The organism is Collimonas sp. GW821-FHT02H07 (assembly GCF_059421505.1).
In genome coordinates, this window is the sequence record NZ_JBWKVC010000001.1 from 671,862 (window position 1) to 692,954 (window position 21,093).

20 protein-coding genes, 1 tRNA gene and 1 pseudogene are annotated in these 21,093 nt (G+C 58.9%); 18 read left to right on the forward strand and 4 right to left on the reverse strand.

Annotation, left to right across the window (positions count from 1 at the left end; translation table 11 throughout):
* The 7 genes from AC07V8_RS02820 to AC07V8_RS02850 all read left to right on the forward strand — a co-directional run bounded on the left by AC07V8_RS02820 (position 1) and on the right by AC07V8_RS02850 (position 6,812).
* A complete protein-coding gene (locus tag AC07V8_RS02820; protein WP_494676748.1) occupies positions 1-726 on the forward strand; it encodes an ABC transporter ATP-binding protein in 726 nt (241 codons plus the stop codon).
* A gap of 194 nt (positions 727-920) precedes the next feature.
* Complete coding sequence (locus tag AC07V8_RS02825; protein ID WP_494676747.1) at positions 921-1,706, forward strand: N-acyl amino acid synthase FeeM domain-containing protein; 786 nt, start codon at positions 921-923, stop codon at positions 1,704-1,706.
* A 135-nt stretch (positions 1,707-1,841) separates the two neighbouring features.
* A complete protein-coding gene (locus AC07V8_RS02830; protein ID WP_494676746.1) occupies positions 1,842-4,811 on the forward strand; it encodes a putative bifunctional diguanylate cyclase/phosphodiesterase in 2,970 nt (989 codons plus the stop codon).
* A gap of 94 nt (positions 4,812-4,905) precedes the next feature.
* The gene (locus AC07V8_RS02835) at positions 4,906-5,505 is read left to right on the forward strand and encodes a LysE/ArgO family amino acid transporter (RefSeq protein WP_494676745.1); all 600 of its coding nucleotides are present in this window, start codon (positions 4,906-4,908) and stop codon (positions 5,503-5,505) included.
* A 104-nt stretch (positions 5,506-5,609) separates the two neighbouring features.
* Complete coding sequence (locus AC07V8_RS02840) at positions 5,610-5,921, forward strand: Dabb family protein (RefSeq protein ID WP_494676744.1); 312 nt, start codon at positions 5,610-5,612, stop codon at positions 5,919-5,921.
* 9 nt (positions 5,922-5,930) lie between these two features.
* The gene (locus tag AC07V8_RS02845) at positions 5,931-6,359 is read left to right on the forward strand and encodes a PaaI family thioesterase (protein ID WP_211440990.1); all 429 of its coding nucleotides are present in this window, start codon (positions 5,931-5,933) and stop codon (positions 6,357-6,359) included.
* Positions 6,360-6,386: 27 nt separating this feature from the next.
* Complete coding sequence (locus AC07V8_RS02850) at positions 6,387-6,812, forward strand: GNAT family N-acetyltransferase (RefSeq protein ID WP_494676743.1); 426 nt, start codon at positions 6,387-6,389, stop codon at positions 6,810-6,812.
* Positions 6,813-6,827: 15 nt separating this feature from the next.
* On the opposite strand, the gene AC07V8_RS02855 is transcribed toward AC07V8_RS02850, so the two are convergent.
* Genes AC07V8_RS02855 through ygfZ form a run of 3 tightly spaced genes read right to left on the reverse strand, consistent with a single transcriptional unit; the run spans position 6,828 to position 8,939 of the window.
* On the reverse strand, positions 6,828-7,604 hold the full coding sequence (locus tag AC07V8_RS02855; protein WP_494676742.1) for an NRDE family protein: 777 nt from the start codon (positions 7,602-7,604) through the stop codon (positions 6,828-6,830).
* Complete coding sequence (locus tag AC07V8_RS02860) at positions 7,595-7,888, reverse strand: DUF4936 family protein (RefSeq protein WP_494676741.1); 294 nt, start codon at positions 7,886-7,888, stop codon at positions 7,595-7,597. Before AC07V8_RS02860 ends, AC07V8_RS02855 begins: the two co-directional genes overlap by 10 nt.
* A 7-nt stretch (positions 7,889-7,895) precedes the next feature.
* The gene (gene ygfZ / locus AC07V8_RS02865) at positions 7,896-8,939 is read right to left on the reverse strand and encodes a CAF17-like 4Fe-4S cluster assembly/insertion protein YgfZ (protein ID WP_494676740.1); all 1,044 of its coding nucleotides are present in this window, start codon (positions 8,937-8,939) and stop codon (positions 7,896-7,898) included.
* 120 nt (positions 8,940-9,059) lie between these two features.
* On the opposite strand from ygfZ, the gene mltG reads away from it, so the two are divergent.
* The 9 genes from mltG to AC07V8_RS02910 all read left to right on the forward strand — a co-directional run bounded on the left by mltG (position 9,060) and on the right by AC07V8_RS02910 (position 15,946).
* Positions 9,060-10,040 carry an endolytic transglycosylase MltG gene (gene mltG / locus AC07V8_RS02870; RefSeq protein WP_494676739.1) on the forward strand — a complete coding sequence of 327 codons (981 nt, stop codon included), beginning with the start codon at positions 9,060-9,062 and terminating at the stop codon, positions 10,038-10,040.
* A 104-nt stretch (positions 10,041-10,144) separates the two neighbouring features.
* Positions 10,145-10,774, forward strand: coding sequence for a dTMP kinase (gene tmk / locus AC07V8_RS02875; RefSeq protein WP_494676738.1), 630 nt, complete (start codon positions 10,145-10,147; stop codon positions 10,772-10,774).
* Between the two features lie 28 nt (positions 10,775-10,802).
* Positions 10,803-11,846 carry a DNA polymerase III subunit delta' gene (locus tag AC07V8_RS02880; protein ID WP_494676737.1) on the forward strand — a complete coding sequence of 348 codons (1,044 nt, stop codon included), beginning with the start codon at positions 10,803-10,805 and terminating at the stop codon, positions 11,844-11,846.
* A 20-nt stretch (positions 11,847-11,866) separates the two neighbouring features.
* Positions 11,867-12,247: a PilZ domain-containing protein gene (locus tag AC07V8_RS02885; protein ID WP_098497988.1), complete on the forward strand. Its 381-nt coding sequence runs from the start codon at positions 11,867-11,869 to the stop codon at positions 12,245-12,247.
* A gap of 21 nt (positions 12,248-12,268) precedes the next feature.
* The gene (locus tag AC07V8_RS02890; RefSeq protein WP_494676736.1) at positions 12,269-12,781 is read left to right on the forward strand and encodes a GNAT family N-acetyltransferase; all 513 of its coding nucleotides are present in this window, start codon (positions 12,269-12,271) and stop codon (positions 12,779-12,781) included.
* A gap of 96 nt (positions 12,782-12,877) precedes the next feature.
* Positions 12,878-13,471, forward strand: a complete 594-nt coding sequence (rdgB, locus tag AC07V8_RS02895) for an RdgB/HAM1 family non-canonical purine NTP pyrophosphatase (protein ID WP_494676735.1) — start codon at positions 12,878-12,880, stop codon at positions 13,469-13,471.
* The gene (hemW, locus tag AC07V8_RS02900; protein WP_494676734.1) at positions 13,468-14,724 is read left to right on the forward strand and encodes a radical SAM family heme chaperone HemW; all 1,257 of its coding nucleotides are present in this window, start codon (positions 13,468-13,470) and stop codon (positions 14,722-14,724) included. Before rdgB ends, hemW begins: the two co-directional genes overlap by 4 nt.
* A gap of 92 nt (positions 14,725-14,816) precedes the next feature.
* Positions 14,817-14,906: transfer RNA gene (locus tag AC07V8_RS02905), tRNA-Ser, on the forward strand.
* A gap of 98 nt (positions 14,907-15,004) precedes the next feature.
* Entirely contained in the window at positions 15,005-15,946 is a 942-nt protein-coding gene (locus AC07V8_RS02910; protein ID WP_494676733.1) for a cupin-like domain-containing protein, read from the forward strand.
* A gap of 44 nt (positions 15,947-15,990) precedes the next feature.
* On the opposite strand, the pseudogene AC07V8_RS02915 reads toward AC07V8_RS02910, so the two are convergent.
* Positions 15,991-16,142: pseudogene (locus tag AC07V8_RS02915) on the reverse strand (IS21 family transposase); the annotation flags it as partial.
* A 118-nt stretch (positions 16,143-16,260) separates the two neighbouring features.
* On the opposite strand from AC07V8_RS02915, the gene AC07V8_RS02920 reads away from it, so the two are divergent.
* Positions 16,261-19,989: a DUF4132 domain-containing protein gene (locus AC07V8_RS02920; RefSeq protein WP_494676732.1), complete on the forward strand. Its 3,729-nt coding sequence runs from the start codon at positions 16,261-16,263 to the stop codon at positions 19,987-19,989.
* Entirely contained in the window at positions 19,955-21,091 is a 1,137-nt protein-coding gene (locus AC07V8_RS02925; RefSeq protein WP_494676731.1) for an ATP-binding protein, read from the forward strand. The genes AC07V8_RS02920 and AC07V8_RS02925 overlap by 35 nt, the downstream gene beginning before the upstream one ends.
* Positions 21,092-21,093: the final 2 nt, after the last annotated feature.

The following is a 21,093-nucleotide window of genomic DNA, read 5'->3' on the forward strand; positions in this document are numbered from 1 at the left end:
ATGCTCTCGATTTCCAATTTGCATGCGGCTTACGGCAAGGTTGAGGTGCTTCACGGTATTTCGCTGGACGTGCCGAAAGGCAAGGTGGTAACCCTGATCGGCTCCAATGGCGCCGGCAAGACTACCACCATGCGCGCCATCTCCGGCATGATCAAAGCCAAGTCCGGCAGCGTCACCCTGGCCGGGGTCGATGTCACCGGCCTGGCCTCGCACAAGATCGCCCGCGCCGGCCTGGCCCATTCGCCCGAGGGGCGGCGCGTGTTCGCCACCATGAGCGTGGTCGACAACCTGTTGCTGGGCGCTTTTCCGCGCTTTACCCGCATGCGTCCGCGCGGCGATATCAAACTCGATCTGGAGCGGGCGCTGGAACTGTTCCCGCGCTTGAAAGAGCGCCAAGGCCAGCTGGCCGGCACCCTGTCCGGCGGCGAGCAGCAGATGCTGGCGATGGCGCGCGCCGTCATGCTTAATCCCGAGGTGATACTGCTCGACGAACCTTCGATGGGACTGGCGCCCATCCTGGTGGAAGAAGTGTTCCGCATCATTTCCCGGCTCAAGGCGGGGGGCGTAACGATGCTGCTGGTGGAGCAGTTCGCAGCGGCCGCCCTGAATGTCGCCGATTACGGCTACGTACTGGAAAATGGGCGGATTTCCGTGCATGGCCCGGCCGAGAAACTGAAGAACGATCCCGCGGTCAAGGCGGCGTATCTGGGCGGTACTCAGCACTGAATCGGTGCAATATATTGATGCTCGGAAATTAATGTTAATTGATAGTCATGTTGCGTGAGTTATCTGCCACTAATGACTTAAACACTAATAGGGTTTAGTTTTCTACAGTGCGCTGAACGTGAGAATCTGGCAATACCGTAATGCAATACGTGCATAAAACGGCCAACCATGTTTTCTACTTCGGAGCATTCAACATGAAACAAGACCATACAGTCATCACCTCCGGCCGCATCAACGACGACAGCACGCAGCCATCATCGCCCTCAAAATCCGCAGTGGCGGCGCTGCGCGAGCAGCGCTTGCCGTTTACTATCCGCATCGTGAATGACGAACAGGCTTTGCAGAAAGCGGTCAGGATCCGGCATGCGGCCTACAGCCGCCACTTGCCGGAACTGGCGCGCAATCTGTCGCAGTTCGAACCGGCAGACCTGGCGCAGGATACGATCATCCTGTTGGCGGAGTCCAAGCTCGACGGCTCGTCTTTAGGTACCATGCGCATCCAGACCAATCATGACCAGCCCCTGGTGCTGGAACAGTCGGTGAGCTTGCCGGCGTGGCTGCAGGGACAGCGCCTGGCGGAAGCGACACGTTTGGGCGTGACCCCCGGACAGGTCGGCAAGATGGTGAAAACCTTACTGTTCAAAGCTTATTTTCTGTACTGTGTCGAAAACGAGATCGACTGGATGGTGATCACAGCGCGTTCGCCACTGGACCGGCAATATGACGCCTTGCTGTTTCAGGATGTCTTTGCCGGCGGCCAGTTCATCCCCATGCAGCACGTCGGCATGTTGCCTCACCGCGTCATGGCGTTCGAAGTTGCGACTGCCAGGGCGCGCTGGAGCGCCGCCGTCCATCCGCTGTTTTCCTTGATGTTTGAGATACACCATGCCGATTTGATGCTGGATCAGCCCCCCAATTTCCTGGCGGCCTCTCAATCCGCTCCCAGCCGCGGCGACCTTCACGGCAGAGAGAAGGGATAATCAAGGGCTGCAATAGTCCTATAGTTCAGTATTGTTAAAATATGATAATGAGAGGGTGTTATTGTTGTTGAAAAAAAATAATGTGGCTTTTTTTACAGTACAGTAGAACCCTCTCACTCTACGGACGCGATGTTTATGTGGCTATTCCATGCCGATACGCCGAAAAAAAATACCGACAACCTTAAGCCGCGGGATTGGCTGGGTTTCTATTTTTCGGTGGTATTGGTGCCAGCTCTGGTCATTTTGCTGACGATCCTTGCGTTCGGGACGCTTGATAGCCGTTTCGGGAACAAGGATCCGGTTTCGTCGCCGTTGCGGGTGCTGAGCGATCCGGAGCAGAACTTGCAGCCGCAACAGGCATTGCAGAAACTGGCAGGCGCCCCCCAAAAGACTTATCAAAACACCCAATTACTGGAAACCCCATTCTGGTTTTCCTTTGTCGTGCTGCCGGCCGCCGATTCCGGCACGGTGGAAGTGGAGCTGCCTTCGCGTCACGCGCAGCAGGTGAGTTGCTGGGAAGACGAGGGCCGGCGTTTGCTTGGGAGCGGCAGCCGCTCCGGTGTCGATGGCCAGGTCAGGGCTGAAAAGACCGGATTCATCTTGTCGCTGGCGGCCCAGGCTCTGCCTGCGACCGTGCTGTGCCGGGGTGCTTTTTCCGGCCCGGCGCGAATTTCTGTGCGCCAGTGGAGCGTTCCGGATTTCGAGCAGTCGCAAAAGGAATTTTATCGCGGCATCGGCTTGATGGAAGGCGGCCTGCTGACCCTGACCCTGTTCGTGCTGGTGGCGGCGCTGATCAACCGCGAGTGGATGTATGTCTTGTTTGCCGTCTGGCTGCTGGGCAATCTGCGGCTAGGCGCCAATGCGATGGGCTGGGACGCCCATTGGCTGATATGGACGATTCCCAACCAGTGGCTGCCATGGCTGCGCAAGCTGACCTTCGCCACCTATTACATCGTGACATTCACCTTGTTCGGCAGGCTGTTCCAGAACGAGTTGAAACAGGTCGGCTTCGTTTTCCTGCAGAACGTCTTGCGCTGGCTCGGCGGGTTGCTGCTGGTCGCCGCCTTGTTGCTGTCGTACCAGCGGTTCTTGCCGGTGCTATGGTGCTGGACCGTGGTCGGCATACTCATATTGATCTTCCTGCTGGCGCGCATCGTCTGGAAAGCCCGCACCCGCGCCGTGCTTTGGTACTGCGCGTCCATGTTTGTCGTGCTGTTCACGCGGGTGGATGAGGTGGTCGCCGCCGCATTCGGCATCAAGACGCTGGACGAAGTCCCCAATAACGTGATCGTGGCCTTGCTGTCGAGCCTGATGGCGTCGTTTGCTTTCGCCGAACAGATGCGCGCCGGAAAACGCGAGCTGGCCCTGGTCCAGGCAGAGTTGCGCACCACTTACGAGGTCACGCCGATCGGCTTGTTTACGCTTTCGGCTGACGGCAGCTTTGTGCGCACCAATCCGGCGCTGGAGAAAATACTCGGCCACGATGCCGGAACCCCATGGCTGAAGAAATGGGACGACTATTTCGAAGCCGGCGCGCATAACAAGCTGTGGCATATCGTGTCCGGCAAGGGCGGCAATGAAACCGAGCTGCATGGGATTGCCGGCGCCGGCGGCAAGGCCAGCACCTATCTGGTCACCGCCACCTTCGCCAATGGCCGTATCGAAGGCTCGCTGCAAGACATCAGCGACCGCTCCAACGCGGTAGAACGCCTGCGCTTCCTGGCCGAGCACGATCCCCTGACTGGCGTGCTGAACCGGCGCGGCATCGAGATCATGCTGGAGCAGGCCATCGAGCGCCAGTGCGACGACCGGCCGCTGGCCCTGGCTTATCTGGACCTGGACCGCTTCAAGCTGATCAACGATCTGTTCGGCCATCAGTCCGGCGACGAGGTCTTGAAGCAGCTGTGCGAGCGGGTCGAGCTGTCGCTGGGCGAGGGCAATCATATCGGCCGCATCGGCGGCGACGAATTCATTATCCTGTTCCAGGATGTGGGGATAGGCGCCGCCACGGAAATCTGTTCCGCCATCATCCGGAAAATCAGCTACCAGTCTTATCACATCGGGGCACGCGCGTTCCAGGTCAAGGGGTCGATCGGGCTGGTCGAGGTGGATGCCGGCATGCGGGTGCAGGACGCCATTTCCGCTGCCGACCGCGCCTGCCGGGAAGCCAAGAAGGCCCATAACGAACATATCGTGGTGTATCACAAGAATGCGCCGGTGTTCCGCGAGCGGCTGGAAGAGCTCAGCCTGATCGAAAGGCTGGGCGGAGAATTCCTGCCTTCCGGCCTGTTTGTCGAAATGCAGCCGATCATGTCGCTGCAGCACCCGGAAGACTCGCTCAATTTTGAAGTCTTGCTCAGATTGCGCGATGCGGACAACAAGGTGGTGCCGGCCACCCGGGTAATCGCGGCGGCGGAGGAAAACGGCAGCATCGCGGTGATCGACCGCTGGGTCATGGCGACCGTGCTGGAGTGGCTGGACCAGAACCAGGCGCAGCTGCCGCTGACCAAGTTCGTGTGCGTGAATTTGAGCGGAGCCTCGCTCAACGATGAAAAATTCATCCAGGATCTTTTCGTGATCCTGGAAAAGCATCTGCAGGTGGTGCCTTTGCTGTGCATCGAAGTCACGGAAAGCGTGGCGCTGCACGATCTCGACCATACCAGCCGTATCATCGAGCGGCTGCAGGCGCTGGGCGCCAAGGTGGCGCTGGACGATTTCGGCGCCGGCTATACCTCCTTTACCTACCTGAAGAGCCTGTCGGCGGATGCCCTGAAAATCGATGGCGCATTCATTCAAAGCATGAACAAGCATCCCGCCAATGAAGCGATCGTGGAAGCGATCGTCGAGCTGGCCCGCAATCTTGGCATGAAGAGCATCGCCGAATGGGTGGAAGACTGCGCCATGATAGAAGCGCTGGCCAAGCTGGGAGTCGACTACGTGCAGGGATTTATCGTGGCCAAGCCGCAATCGCCCGACGCCATCCTGCTGGCGCGCTCCGCCGCCAGTTTCATCGTGGATCCGGATGTCGCACGCTTCGTGGCCGAGCGCCGCAAGGGCGCTGTCGAAAAGGTGGAAGGCAGCAAATGGTCTTCAAACCTGCATTGAGGACAGGCCAGGTCATGAGGCCCAGGTCCGGCTGGTTTAAAATGTTGGCCCGGGGCCGCTGCTGCCGCTTGAAAATTATTGATGTTGGAGATGCATGACTGCTGCAATTTCTGGTTTTTCTCTTTCCCTGTCGCTGATCCTGGCGATCGGTTCGCAAAATGCCTTTGTTCTCAAGCAGGGATTGAAGCGCGAGCATGTGTTCTGGGTCTGCCTGACCTGCGCCGTCTCGGATGCCGTCCTGATACTGCTGGGCGTGACCGGCCTGGCAATCGTCATCCAGCAAGCCCCGTGGCTGACCAGCGCGATGCGCTACGGCGGTGCGGCCTTCCTGTTCCTGTATGGCGCCAGAAGCTTCTACACGGCTTGGCAATCCTCGGCGGTGCTGGAGCAGGCGGAAAATGGCGCGGCTGCCTTGCTGCCAACCTTGCTCACTTGCGCGGCGCTGACCTGGCTCAATCCGCACGTCTATCTGGATACGGTATTGCTGATCGGTTCCATCTCGACCCAGTTCCCGGACGACAAGGCAGGGTTCGCCGGTGGCGCCATGCTCGCGTCGCTGGTGTTCTTTTTTGCGCTCGGCTATGGCGCCGCCTTGCTGCGGCCCATCTTCGCCAAGCCGGTCTCCTGGCGCATATTGGAAGTCGTGGTCGGTCTTACCATGTGGACGATTGCGTATAAATTGCTGACCGAGTAAACCGGCGGCCCCGCGCCAAGAATGTAAAATGGCGGATTGGCGGCGGCACCGGCGTTGCAGGAGCGCGCGGCATTCATTCATATCAGACAGAGAGCAGAGATCCCATGAGCGCGACCCTCAAACACATCGTATTGTGGAAATTGAAAGACCACGCCGAAGGCGCCGACAAGGCCAGCAATGCGCTGAAACTCAAGGCCCTGCTGGACGGTTGCGCCGGCATCGTGCCTGGCATGATCCGGTTCGAAGCAGTAGTGGCCCAGCCCGGCCTGGAAGCGACTTATGACGTCTTGCTGAATTCCGAATTCGAGTCGCAGGCGGCATTGGACGCCTACCAGAACCATCCGGCCCACGTCGCCATCAAGCCCTTCTTCGGCGCGGTGCGCGAAGCGCGTCAATGCATGGACTACCTGAGCTGAGCGGCCGCCATGTTTCCTTCCCACGTTTTTCCGATCGATAATCCCTTCCTGACTTATCTCGGCGTTGAATTCGTCGAGATGGGCGAGGGCGCGGCCGAGCTGGCCCTGACCTTGCAGCCGCATCACATGAACAGCTGGCAGGTGACCCATGGCGGGGTGTCGATGACCATGCTGGACGTGGTGATGGCGCTGGCCGGCCGTTCGCTTTATCCGCAAGCCGAAGCGGCCGTCACGGTGGAAATGAAAACCAGCTTCCTGCAGCCGGCGGGGCGCACCGGCGCGCGGCTCGTGGCCAAGGGCCGGGCCTTCCATCAATCCACCACCATGTGCTTTTGCGATGCCGAGCTGTGGCACGGCGATCACCTGGTGGCAAAGGCGATGGGCACCTTCAAGTATCTCAGGCACAACCGGGCTGCGCTCAAGATCAAGCCAGGCTGAAAATCAACAATGGGAAATGTAGAACACATGAAATTTCATCTGACAGTCGACAACTGGGCGGTGCAGAAGGCGGACGCGCGTGCTGTGCGTTTCGACGTATTCGTGATCGAGCAAAAAATCCCGGTCGAGCTGGAGTGGGACGAGATGGATGAGCATTGCCTGCATGCCGTCGCCTATGACGAGAACGGCCATGCCATCGGCACCGGACGCTTGCTGCCGGATGGCCATATCGGCCGCATGGCGGTGCGTTCGGCAGGGCGCGGGCAAGGCATAGGCGCTGCCATCCTGCAAGCCTTGATGGTGCAGGCGCGCCAGCGCGGTGATCGCGAAGTAGTGCTGAATGCGCAGACGCAGGCGGAAGCGTTTTACGGCCGCCACGGCTTCATCCGCGATGGCGAGGAATATTACGAAGCGGGGATTGCGCATGTCTGCATGCGCCAGGTTTTCGGCTGATCGTTGATATCGCCGTCAGCGCGTACAGCGGCCGGATGGCCCGTGGGTGTGGCAAGGCGCGCCCGAGGGCGTCGCAATCCGTTCGTGCAGCATGGCGCTGCCGTTGGCCTTCATTCTCACGATGGTGGAAGCGCGCGTACCGTAATCCGGCGATTCGATGAATACGGCCGACAGTATGCGTTCGGTTTCGATGCTGACGCCGGTGGACGGCAGGCGGCAGTCGCCGGAGCGGGTGGTGTCGCTGAGCATGTCGAAAAAGCAGGCATCGGGCGCGCCCTGGCACAGCAGGCTGGAGAATTGCGCCTTGGTGCGCACTACCTTGGGCCAGCAGACGTCCAGCGTGGCGTTCGACAAACCGTAGACGCCAGGCGCCAAAGGCTGGCCGTTGCGCGGATCTGCCTCGCCCTTGTTGGAGTACCAGATCAGCTGGCTGCCATCGCCGACCAGCAGGTTGAAGCCGTTGAAGCGTGCGGCATCGACAGCGATGTCAGCGACATATTCCGCCGCCGTTTTTCTGCTGGCCAGGAAATCCGCCACCAGCGCGCCGCGGCTGGGCGCATCGGGCCGCCGTTCGGCCGGCGCGCGGACATTGGTGATGGCGGCAAAGCGGCCGCCGCGGGTGATGCCGATCCAGGTGCCGCCGTCCTGCAGGTCGCGGCCGGCATAGATGTCGGGCTGGTCTTCCCACCAGCTGGCCGCTGCGCTCGGGCGCGCATAGAATTCATCGCGGTTGGCGGCGGCTATCAAGGGAGAGCCAGGAATCACTTGCCACGCAAAAACAATCAAGCACATGATGAAATATTGACAAAAAATTCGGTATGACGAGGGCCGTCGATAAAGGCTGCGAGGCCATGCTGGGCAACCGCCTGATCGATCACTTGCAGGAAATCCGGCGGCACCGAAGAATACACTTCCATCCAGGTATGGTGTTCATCTTTTATCTCCGCGCTGCGCTTGAGCGCGGTATTGATCTGGTGCTGCAGCGACAGGTCGGCCTGCATGGCCGCGGCGGCGCAGTCGAATTCCTGGGCGCGGCTGGCCGCGACCTTGTAGTAGATATACAGATTGGTGCTCATCGCAGGCTCAGGCCGACAGTTCAGAGTCGGTGACGTCGATGATCGAATACGGCAGCGCGTGGAATTGCAGTTGCGCGCCGTCCACTGAACCCAGATGCACGGTGCCTCCGCCCTCCAGCGCGGCCAGCTTGATCTCCAGCAGGCAGCGGCTGCTGTGCGCGCTGTCGGCCTCGGCATTGACGATCATGCCGCACGGCTGCTCCGGATCGTTGCTGGAAAATACTTCAGTGGCGGCGGCGATGCCGACAGCTTGCACGCTGGCCAGTACGGCGCGGCGCTTGAGCTTGCCCAGGTACTGGCTGCGGGCGACGATTTCCTGTCCCGGGTAGCAGCCTTTCTTGAAGTTGACGCCGCCAACCACTTCAAAGTTGACCATCTGCGGCACGAACTGTTCCTGCGTAGCCAGCGTGATCTGCGGGATGCCGGCCTGGATTTCGCTCAGGCGCCAGGCTTGCGCACTCAACGCTTGCAGGCTGCGGCTCAGCAGCGGCCAAGCGGCGATGGCGGTTTCCGGGCTGGCAATCCATTGATAGCGCGGCGCGCCATCGGCGTCGGCGACACGGATCAAGCTGCCGTGCTGGTTGTCGATCTTGCCGTAGGGCGCATCCGGCAATGCCGGAAACCATTGCGCCAGCGCTGCTGCAACGGCATTGCCGGCGAGGCCGAGGACGGCGTGCGCAGCAGTTGCATCAGCCAGCTTGGCCTTGGCGCGCATGACGAACATCTGCAAGCGTTTTTGCAACGCCGCCTGTATCTCGCGCGGCAGTTGCAGGAAGATGCTGTCGCCGCTCTTCCACATCAGGAAGGTCGCCTGCAGGCGGCCCTTGGGCGAGCAATAGCCGGCCAGCCGCGCCTGTGCGGCGGTCAGGTTCTGGACGTCATTGGTGAGCTGGGTGTGCAGGAAGCTGGCGGCGTCTTCGCCGCTGACGGCGATCAGGCCCAGTTCCGGCAGCGGGGCGAAGAAAGACGGTTGGGCCGCCGCAGCCGGCGGCAGCGCTGCCAATGTCTGTTGCTGCAAAAAATCCGGCCAGATACTTGTTATTTCATTCATAAATTGTAGGCATTCCCAAAACAGCGATTATCATATTGGGTTGATTATAGTGATGTCGCAAAAAAGGCGTTGGATTTAGCCGTTTTTGCGCTGCCTGGAATAAATTCGGAGCGACTGGTCTTGTTTAAAAAACTATTGTTGTGGGTGATCTTGTTGGGCGGCCTGGCCGCCGGCGGCGTGGCTTACTGGGCCCAGCAACCGGTATTCGACGCCGGGCCGGTACGGCCGTTCGCCATCAAGCCCGGCAGCACCCTGGCCAGTGCCGTCGAACAGATCGCCGATGCCGGCGTCGGCATCAATCCGCAGCTGCTGGAATTGCTGGCGCGCGTCACCGGCAAGGGCGGCAAGCTGAAGGCCGGCAGCTACGAGCTGAAACCGGGCGCCACGCCGCTGCGCCTGCTGACGCAGCTGGTGCGCGGCGAGTTTGCGCAAGAATCGCTGACCGTGATCGAAGGCTGGACTTTCCGCCAGATGCGCCAGGCGGTCGCGCTGCAAGCCGCGCTCAAGCACGATACGGCGGACCTGTCCGATGCGGAGCTGCTGGCAAAGATCAGCCCGGACTACAGCATGCCGGAAGGCTTGTTCTTCCCCGACACCTATCTGTTCGCCAAGGGATCCAGCGATCTGCAGGTATACAAGCAGGCGCATGCCTTGCTGCTCAAGCGCCTCAACCAGGCCTGGGAAGGGCGCGACGTTACGCTGCCCTACAAGACTCCCTACGAAGCCCTGATCATGGCCTCCATCGTGGAAAAAGAAACCGGCCGCCGCGCCGACCGCAGCACGATCGCCGGCGTCTTCGTCAACCGTCTGAAGATCGGCATGCTGCTGCAGACCGACCCGACCGTGATCTACGGTATGGGCGAGCAATACCAGGGCATCATCCGCAAGCGCGACCTGACCACCGACACGCCTTACAATACCTACACCCGCGCCGGCCTGCCGCCGACGCCGATTGCCTTGCCCGGCGCCGAATCGATCGCGGCGGCGCTGCATCCGGCGCAAACCGATGCCTTGTATTTCGTCGCCCGCGGCGATGGCAGCAGCCATTTCTCCAGCAGCCTCGGCGAGCATAACCAGGCGGTCAATCAGTATCAGCGCTAGATTTCTCGCCGATGGGAGATAATGGTAAAAATAGTACGCAGCAGTAGCGCAACTCAGTAGCGCAACTCATTAGCGTGATTCAGCTTCACAAACAGATTAAGACAATGGCATCAGGAAAATTCATCACATTCGAAGGCATAGACGGCGCCGGCAAGTCGACCCATATCGGCTTTGTCGCCGATCTGCTGCGCAGTCGCGGCCTGACGGTCGTGACCAGCCGCGAACCGGGCGGCACCGGGCTGGGAGAGGCGCTGCGCGAAGTCCTGCTGCATCAGAAAATGCACCTGGAAACCGAGGCCATGCTGATGTTTGCGGCGCGCCGCGAGCACCTGGCGCAAGTCATCGAACCGGCGCTGGCGCGCGGCGACTGGGTGATTTCCGACCGTTTCAGCGACGCCACCTTCGCCTATCAGGGCGGCGGCCGCCAACTGCCGCTGGCCAAGCTGGAAGCGCTGGAACAATGGGTGCATCCGCATCTGCAGCCGGATCTGACCCTGCTGTTCGATGTGCCGCTGGAAGTGGCGCGCGGCCGTCTCGACGCCACCCGTACGCTGGACAAGTTCGAACAGGAGAAGTCGGACTTCTTCGCCGCCACCCGCGCCGAATACCTGCGCCGCGCTGCCCAGTTTCCAGAGCGCTTCCAGATCATCGATGCGACCAGGACGATCGCCGAGGTGCAGCAAACGCTCAGCAAAATCATCGCGGCTTTATGTGCGAGACAGGCGATGCCATGAGTCAACGGTCAAGCGATAAGGCAAATGCATGAGTAATTCCTTGTTCCCATGGCAGGGCGACGTCTGGCAACAGCTGCAGCAGATGCGCGCGCGGCTGCCGCACGCGATTCTGTTCCATGGCGCCGAAGGCATAGGCAAGACCGTCTTCGCGGAGCAGTTCGCGCAATCGCTGCTGTGCGAAACACCGCAGGCGGACGGCCATGCCTGCGGCACATGCGGCTCCTGCGGTTGGTTCGTGCAGTACAACCATCCCGATTACCGCCGTGTGCGGCCCGAGATACTGGACGGTGACGACGCCGGCGAGGGCGATGGCGGCGAAGGCGAGGCGGGCGACGCTAAAAAGACCGCCAAGTCGGCCAAGGCGCCGTCCAAGGAAATCAAGATCGACCAGATCCGCGCCCTGGCCGGCTTCATGAACATTTCCACCCATCGCCAGGGCCAGCGCGTGGTGCTGCTGTATCCGGCCGAGGCGCTCAATACCGCCGCCGCCAACGCCTTGCTGAAGACGCTGGAGGAGCCGCCGCCGAACACGGTGTTCCTACTCAGTTCCAACAGCCTGGACCGGCTTTTGCCGACCATCCTGTCGCGCTGCCGTAAATTTGCCATGCCGCTGCCTACGCGCGAGCAGGCGCTGGCCTGGCTGCGCCAGCAGGATGTCAAAGATGCCGATGTCTGGCTGGCCGAGCAGGGCGGTGCACCCCTGACCGCCTTTGCGCAATCGCAAAGCGAAGGGCGCGAGCTGATCGACGAGTTCTTGCAGCATCTGACCCGGCCCGGCATCGACGGCGCCCTGAAATGCGCCGAACACTTGCAGAAAACCCCGGTGGCCGAGCTGGTGGCGTGGCAACAACGCTGGCTGTACGATCTGTTTTCGCTTAAATTGTGCGGCACAATCCGGTATTATCCCCGGTATGAAAAGGCGCTCGCCGGATTGGCCGCCAAAGTCGAGACCGGCGCTTTGCTGCGAGCCCTGAAAAGCAGCAACGAGCGCCGCGCGGTCGCAGAGCACCCACTCTCGGCGCGCCTGTTTATTGAAGAAATGCTGCTCGATTACGCCAGCATGTTTGCTTGAATTTTGCTTATAGGATCAAGATGGCAGAGAACACCACAATCGCGGCCGAGCCGGTCAAATTATCCAGGCCGTCGGTATTGTCGCTGGTAATCAAGGAAAAATCGGCGCTGTACGCCGCCTACATGCCGTTCCTGACCAATGGCGGCATCTTCGTGCCGACCAACAAGACCTACCACCTGGGCGATGAAATCTACCTGATCCTGAGCCTGATGGACGACGGCACCAAGTACCCGATCGCCGCCAAGGTGGCGTGGATCACGCCGAAGAATGCCAATAACAACAAGGCGCAGGGCGTCGGCGTGCATTTCCCGGACGACGACAGCGGCCAGCGGCTGCGCAAGCGGATCGAGGAAGTGCTGGGGTCGGCGCTGGGTTCGGCGCGTCCGACCCATACTTATTAAATACACAGCAGCATGGATCATATGGACTACAGTTTCAGGCTCGCCACGCAGCAGGATTTGCCGGCGATCGTCGCCATCTACAACAGCACCGTCGCCTCGCGGGAAGTGACGGCAGATACCGAGCCGGTCACCGTGGCGTCGCGCCAGGACTGGTTCGATCATCACAATCCGGAACGCCGGCCGCTATGGGTGGTGGAGCAGGAGGGCGCCGATGGCCGGAAGTCGCTGCTAGGCTGGTTGTCGTATTCCGATTTCTACGGCCGTCCGGCCTATGCCGGCACTGCCGAGTTGTCGATCTATATCCACGAAGATGCGCGCGGCAAGGGCATGGGCCGCTATCTGCTGGGGCAAGCCATTGCGCATGCCCCGAGCATCGGCGTGCACACCTTGCTGGGCTTCGTGTTCGGCCATAACCAGCCGAGCCTGAAGCTGTTCGATGCCTTCGGCTTCGAGCGCTGGGCCAATATGCCGCGCGTCGCCACCCTGGATGGCATCGAGCGCGATCTGGTGATCCTGGGCAAGCGCGTCGCCTGAAGGCCGCATTTAAGCTCCATTTACGCCCCGTCCGACGCAATTTCCTGCCGCTGCTAAAGTAGCGGTTTTCCCCTATTCTGTTTTGAGTTGCCTCTTATGTCGCCGATATTACGCACCCTGGTTCTCGCCTCCAACAACGCTGGAAAATTAAAAGAATTCAGCCAATTGCTGGCGCAGATCGATTTCGACGTCCGTCCGCAAGGTGAATTCGACGTCCCCGAGGCGGAAGAACCGTACCTGACCTTTGTCGAAAACGCGCTCACCAAGGCCCGCCACGCCTCGCGCCTGACCGGCCTGCCGGCGCTGGCCGACGATTCCGGGGTTTGCGTCAACGCCCTCGGCGGCGCCCCTGGCGTACTGTCGGCGCGCTATGCCGGCGAACCGAAGTCCGATGTCGAAAACAACCGCAAGCTGATTGCTGACCTGGCCTCGCATGCCGACAAATCGGCCTATTATTACTGTGTGCTGGTGTTTGTCCGCCATGCTGACGATCCGCAACCGGTGATCGCCGATGGCCGCTGGAACGGCCAGATCATCAGCGAAGCGCGCGGCGCCGGCGGTTTCGGCTACGACCCGTACTTCCTGGTCACGGAGCACAACAAGACCGCAGCGGAATTCACCGCTGCGGAAAAGAACGCCATCTCGCATCGCGGCCAGGCCTTGCGGGCGCTGGTAGAGAAACTGCGATGATCCCGATCAAGCCCATCGGCATGCCCGGCCAGGCCAAAAGTACGCCAGCCGACAAGCCTTCCGCCGCAGCCCAGGCTGCGCTGGCCTATCTGCAGCCAGGCGCGCTCAGCCTGAGCGCCTTGCCGCCGCTGTCGCTCTACATCCATTTCCCCTGGTGCGTGAAGAAGTGTCCCTATTGCGATTTCAATTCGCACGAAGCCAAGGGCGGTTTTCCGGAAGAGGAATACCTGGCCGCCTTGCGCGCCGACCTGGAAGCCTCGCTGCCGTTGATCTGGGGCCGCAAGATTTACACCATCTTCATCGGCGGCGGCACGCCCAGCCTGATGTCGGCGGCCGGACTGGATCGCCTGATGTCGGACGTGCGTTCGCTGCTGCCGCTGGACGGCGCTGCGGAAATCACCATGGAAGCCAATCCCGGCACCTTTGAAGTCGAGAAATTCAAGTCCTACCGCAACAGCGGCATCAACCGCCTGTCGATCGGCATCCAAAGCTTCAACGGCCGCCACCTGCAGGCGCTGGGGCGGATCCACGACGACGGCGAAGCGCGCCGCGCGGTCGAGATCGCCCACGCGACCTTCGACAATTTCAATCTCGACCTGATGTACGCGTTGCCGTCGCAAACACTGGAAGAGGCGCAGCAAGACGTCGCCACCGCCATCGCCTTTGCGCCGCCGCACCTGTCGCTGTACCACCTGACGCTGGAGCCCAACACCTACTTCGCCAAGTATCCGCCGGTGATCCCGGACGACGACGCCAGCGCCGAAATGCAAGACATGATCAGCGCCCACACCGGCGCCGCCGGCTACGGCCACTACGAAGTATCGGCCTATGCCCAGGCCGGGCGACAGGCGCGCCACAACCTCAACTACTGGCAGTTCGGCGACTATCTCGGCATCGGCGCCGGCGCCCACAGCAAGCTGTCGTTTCCGCACCGCGTGATCCGCCAGATGCGCTACAAGCAGCCCAAGGCTTACCTGGAACACAGCCGGCTGGGCAATGTGGTGCAGGAAGAAGCGGAAATCGGCCGCGACGACCTCGGTTTTGAATTCATGCTGAATGCGCTGCGCCTGAATGGCGGCTTCGAGGTCAACCTGTTCAGCGAGCGGACCGGGCTGGCGCTCAATACGATAGAAAAATCGCTGAACCAGGCTGAAGCCAAGGGCTTGCTGTACCGCGACCACAAGATCATCAAGCCGACAGTGCTGGGGCAACGGTTTTTGAATGATTTGCAGCAAATGTTCCTGCTGGATTGAGCCGTTTTCCTGGCTGGGCCAGGAAAATTTGCATAAAAAGCGGGGCGGCTATCGTTAAGTTGTTGCAAATTGGGTATAATTACGTCCTTTCCGGAAGTGTGGCCGAGTGGTTGAAGGCACTAGTCTTGAAAACTAGCGACGGTTTATCCCGTTCGTGAGTTCGAATCTCACCGCTTCCGCCAGATCCAAGCAAAACGGCCCTCCACGGGCCGTTTTGCTTTTCTAGCAAGTCCTTTGCACAGCAATCGTTTCCTCATATCAGTTATAGAAAAATGGAAATATGAAAAATCCGGCAGCCGGCAATCAAGAAGGGCAAGGGACACGCCTATCGTCGCGATTGCTGCCGCCTCGGCCGTCATCGACATCCATGTCGCCCGAAGATGCCATTGTCAAAAAACAGGCGCGAGAGCGAAAGGATGCGCTGGTTCGTGGCGTCACTTCAATACAGGAAATGCGTGAAGCGATCAGGCGTGCGGCGCGGGATCTCCCTGCCATTTCCGCAGTGCCACGCATGGCTACGCTCGACGCCGCGGCGTTTCACATGCGTGCAGCAGAAGGCCTGCCATTCGTCATCACCGGGCTGGTCAATCGTTGGCCACTTTCCACACTTACGCCACAAACGCTGCGCGACCGCTTCGGCGAGCTGCACGTGCGGGCGAGGGTGGGCGACTATGTCAATACCGCTTTCGCGGCCGACCGGGCGATGCAGGATATGTCGCTGCTGGCGTACCTTGAGCTTGTCGCTGACAACACGCAGGACCTGCCGCCGTATCTGGGCAATCTGGAATTGCGTGAATTGAATAGACTGTGCTACTGGCCAGCCTATTTTAAAAAAATGGGTCCGCCTCGCTTTTGGCTTGGCCCCTCCGGAACAGTGACCCCGCTGCATTGCGACTATGACGATAATATTTTTGCGCAAATCTGGGGCGCCAAACGTATTTTCCTGTCGCCGCCGCACCACGACGAATTTCTTTGCCCCCGCGAGGCGAACGCCATCCTGTTCGGCTCGCCATTTAACCCTGAGGCGCCGGATTTCGAGAAATTTCCGCTTGCCCGCCAGGCAGCAATGATCGAATGCGTCATGCAACCCGGTGAGCTTCTGTATGTGCCAGCCGGGTGGTACCACCAGGTTCGCGCGCTGACTTTTTCGCTTTCGGCCAATCGATGGGCCAGAGCGCTGCCATTGGCATTGAGCGGGGACGCTTCGCTCAACGCCGGCTAAGTTGAGCGAGTCTGTTTGCTCCTGGCCAAATCCAGACTGTCACACGATCCCTCAAATCCCAACGCACACAGATCAATGCCCATCTGTTTCAATGTCCGTCGTTGTTTCCGTGATTTAGCTGCCTGCATCTTTAACCACGCTGACAGTTTAAGAGCGTATTGTCCAGAACGCTGGCCGAAGCCCGGTCCGCATAGGAAGCACTTTTAAAAGACCTTTGGTGTGCATATAAAGAATCCTTCTATTTTCGTGCCAGTGAGAAGTTGTTGTTTGGTAATATGCTGCTTTTGCCAACATTAATTCCGTAAGGAGACGCTGTGCTGAAGTGGCTAAATAAAGTGTTGGGTGATGCGCCCGCAAATGTGCCTGACAACGTGCCTAAAGTATGGGCTTCTCAGCTGGAAATGCTGCTCAAACCTTTGGATAAGCTGCCCAATGGTGGGCGCGATGGTTTGTCACAAGACATCTTGACCTACGTGCTCCATGGAGAGTCGATGTCCATTCTCCATGATGTCAGTCAGCGGAAAAGTATTGGCGAATTTTTACGGCTAACCGGTTACGGGTACCGAGGACGTGGTGATGACCCGGTTGATATATATGTTGGTTTCGATGAGGTTCCCGCGCCGATAGGGCTGCGTTGGGCACGTTTTCTTGAGGCATGCGCCGGGACAAATGTGGCGAGCTGCATTATGCAAATCCCTGGCGGCGCGCATTGGCCAGAGGTATTGCTCATGCACAGCGCACGATGCGGGCTGTCTGGCTGGACTAGCCCGCGGCCGAAAGCAGAAAATCTTTCCGCGCAAATGCTGGAGCGCTTGCTGATCGAAGCCGATTTGGCTCCTTCAGGGCTGATTGTTTCTTCCTTTTCTTCACCGGTCACGGCGGGATATCTTGTGCAGCGCTTGCTCGTGGTAAGTGACTTGGTGGGGTATGCAGAGTATCTGGAGCGTCACGTCGAGGCGGTGCGCCCGTTGCTGTTGCCCCCAAGTGTGCCTCAGCGCTTGCACGTATTGAGCATGTTGGAGAAAGCTAATGCCGGTACGCTCGACAAACTAGCGCCAGAATTGTGCGAATTGAGCGTGGCAAACAGCAAGCAGGTGCGCGTTGTCGCCGAAGCGATAGTGCATCGATGCGGCGACGCCATCTTGCCGCCATTGTGTGAAATGGCGTTGAAGGGCAAGCCGGATCAACGACTGCAAGCTCTACGCTTGATCTACGCATTGGCAAAAACCAAGAAGAATGAGGCTCTACGGGATTTTGCGCGTGCTACCGCGCAGGCCGATAAGGCCGCGTCCGTGTCCGGCCTGATTGGGGAGTGGGAGGCTGCCAAGCAGGCTGTCGAGAGCGATAGCGAGCAGCGTTTTCAGTATGAGTTTCCGAAAATCGATTGGTCAGGTTCGTTGACTCCGTCGCTAGAGAAGCAACTGGAACCAATGTGGCGTGAAATGAATGAGGGCGTCGCCAAGTCCAACAAGCAAAGACAAGAGCACTACGAGCGGATGTTGGCACAGGGGCGCACAGTTCGGTTGAATCAAATTCCCCTTTATTCCGTAGAGAACCTAAAGTTACTTCGCGACTATCTCGCTTCCGATCAAATGGAGATACCGCGCAGAACGAACGACAGAAGTTCGAATTGGCATTTCGTTGGCTCCGCCTTGCGAAAGCTCGCCAACATTGATGGCGTGACTCCTGTCGCGATCTGGAAAATGCTGTTGTTCTTTGATCTCGCCGGCAGTCCTGGCGGCCAGTTGCTCAATCCAGCCATCGCCGCGTTTAACATCATGCACCGCGCCACTGGCCGGCCGACGCTACTTGAATTGTCACAGATGCTCGAAGAGAGCGGTCAATCCGGCGTAACCTTGCTTCGCAATTACTGTGAAAGCTGGGGGCAAACGCTCGCCGGCGACTGGGATGATGATGCGGTCTGGCCTTTCTTTGCCCACCATATAGACACGCTAACCCAGGCAATCCTCCAGGGTACGGCGCAAGACTACACTTTCAATCGCAGCGGATTGTTTCGGGCAATTGGAACTCTGCCGTTTGTGCCTGCAACAGTTGTCAATGCACTCTTTAACTTGGCGCTGGGAGTTACCAAAAATGACCGCCTGGCGGCGCAAGAGGCTTTGGCTGCCCATTCCGGCAAAGAAGGACGGATTATCAATGCGCTGACAGACGGCAAGGCTGAAACACGTATCGTTGCGGCGCAGTGGTTGAACAGACTGCGTTATGCAGAAGCAGTGCCTGCGTTGGAACAGGCACTGATCAAGGAAAAGAGTGACCTGGTTAAAGGCGCCTTGTTAGATGCGCTGGAGGCGCTTGGGCAGTCGGTTGATAAATACTTGGATCGCAAGGCTTTGATCGCAGAGGCCACCAGGTCCTTAGCCAAGAGCCTACCCAAGGATCTGGAGTGGTTTCCCTGGGATAGGCTACCGGAAGTGCGCTGGGCCGATACCCTGGAGCAGGTGCCAGTTGAGGTGCTGCGTTGGATGCTGGTACAGGCGGTCAAACAAAAGTCCCCTGAGCCTAACGCGATCTTGCGCAAATATTGTGCGATGTTTGCGTCCCAAGACCGTGAGCGCTTTGGCCAATGGATTCTGGAAATTTGGCTAAACGAAGACATACGTCCAATTTCTCCGGATGAGGCAATGACATTAGCCCAGAATAATGCACAAAATATGCATAGAGCAATGACGCAATCTCCACAGTATTACCAGAACTACCCCCATCTTGGGCGGTCGGTAGAGGAGATGACAGCAATTTTTCTGCCTGGATTGTTGCGCCAGCCGGCAGGTTCGGCCACCGGCAGCAAAGGTTTATTGGCGGTGGTGGCCGCATGTGCTGCCGAACGCGTGGCGGCGCCGGTCGCACGCTATCTGAAGGAGTGGTATGGCTCGCGCGCATTTCAGGGCAGGGCGTTGATTGTGATGTTGGGCTGGATCGAACACCCGAGCGCTACGCAATTGATGCTGTCGATCGGTAATCGTTTTCGGACCAAGAGTTTCCAAGAGGAGGCCACCAGGCAAGCCGAAGCTCTGGCAGAGCGCAAGGGGTGGACCCTGTCGGAACTGGCTGATCGGACCATTCCATCGGCGGGCTTCGATGAGGCCGGCACGCAGGAGCTCAGTTATGGACCGCGCAGTTTCTCCGCCCGGTTGTTGCCGGACTTCAAGGTCGAACTCTACAACCCGGACGGCAAAAAAATTGCCAGTTTGCCAGAGCCGCGCCAGGATGACGACGCCGAATTGGCCAAGGCAGCGAAGAAATCCTTTAGCGCCGCCAAGAAGGAAATCAAGAGCATTGTCGATCTGCAGACAGACCGCTTGTACGAGACTTTGTGTACTGAACGCGACTGGCCATTTGAAGATTGGAATTTGTACCTGAACCAACACGCCATCGTGCGCCGCCTGGTGCAGCGTCTGGTATGGGTGCAGGTGGCCGATGGTAGGGTAGTGCAAGTATTTCGTCCACTCGATGACGGTACGCTGACCGATTGCGACGACAACGAAGTGCAGCTGCCAGCTGATGCACGGGTTCGTATTGCCCACGATTCGTTGCTGAGTACCGATGAAATTGCGGCGTGGCAGCAACATATGGTCGATTATGAGATTACGCCTTTGTTCCAGCAGATGGGCAAGGGTATTTACTTGTTGCCGACCGGGCAGGCTAACGCTGAGCAGATCAAGGATTTCGAAGGTCATTTATTAGAAGTCTATGCCTTGCGCGGTCGCGCCCTCAAGCTTGGCTATACGCGCGGCACGTCTGAGGACGGGGGATGGTATTTTAGGTTTGAAAAACGGTTCCCCACCCTGGGGTTGGCCGCAGACATTGAATTCACAGGTAATCCGCTGCCGGAAGAAAATCGTACGGTAGCCTTATTGTCGCTGTCGTTCTCCAGCACAACCGGCGCAACAACATGGCAGCGCGGTTGTTTGCCATTGTCGAAAGTGCCCAAAATCCTTCTCTCCGAATGCTATAACGATCTGCGGTTGATTGCTGCAGAAGGATCGGGCTTTGACGCTGACTGGCAAAAGAAAAGCGAGTATTAAAATCATGGCAAATGACACCACCATTCTACGTGCACCAGCTGAGCAGGTGCATGCCGACGAATTGACACGTTTGGCGGAGAAAGACCAAGGCTCACGCCCGAACGGCTGGCAACTATCGCCACGCTCGGTGCGTAGTTTCATCCTTGGTGATGAGAAACTTGGCGTGAAGCGTAAATTCTATGGGGACGATGCTCTGATTGACCGTTGTATTGTGACGCTGATGAGTGATCGTGGCTTGCTGCTTGTAGGTGAACCAGGGACAGCGAAGTCGATGCTGTCGGAGCTGTTGGCAGCGGCAGTGTCCGGGCAATCGGTATGTACCATCCAAGGGACCGCAGGTACAACGGAAGATCAGATCAAGTACACCTGGAACTATGCGTTACTATTGGCTGAGGGACCTTCGCCGCGGGCACTGGTGCGTGGACCCATTTACGAATCGATGCAACGGGGTTGCCTGTGCCGCTTTGAGGAGATCACGCGGGTCCAGCCGGAAATCCAGGATTGCTTGATTAGCCTGTTGTCAGATAAGGTCTTGCATGTACCTGAGCTTGATGGCGAGGCCGCCACAGTATTTGCAGCCCGTGGCTTCAATGTACTGGCTACTGCGAATATTCGCGACCGGGGCGTGCACGAAATGTCGAGCGCCCTGAAGCGGCGCTTCAATTTTGAGACTGTACGCCCGATTACGGATCGCAAACTCGAAATGCAGCTGGTGCGTGAGCAGACCGCCGCGCTACTCAAGCGCGCGCACGTTGACGTTGATTTTCATTCGGATGTAGTGGATTTGCTAGTGACCGCGTTTCACGACCTTCGCCAAGGAGTCACCAGTGACGGTGTCGTAGTAGAGAAACCAACCGCCGTCATGTCTTCGGCTGAAGCGGTATCTGTGGGTTATGCTGCAGCCCTGGATGCCCATTACTTCGGTGATGGCGCTGTGGCGGGTGAGCACATCGCACGACAATTGATTGGTACGGTGTTAAAAGATAACCCGGACGATGGTAAGAAATTGCGTCATTACTTTGATGTCGTCGTTAAACAACGTGCGCAGCGCGGCGCACAGTGGCGGCGCATGTTTGATGCACGCCGCGAGTTGGATCGTTGAGC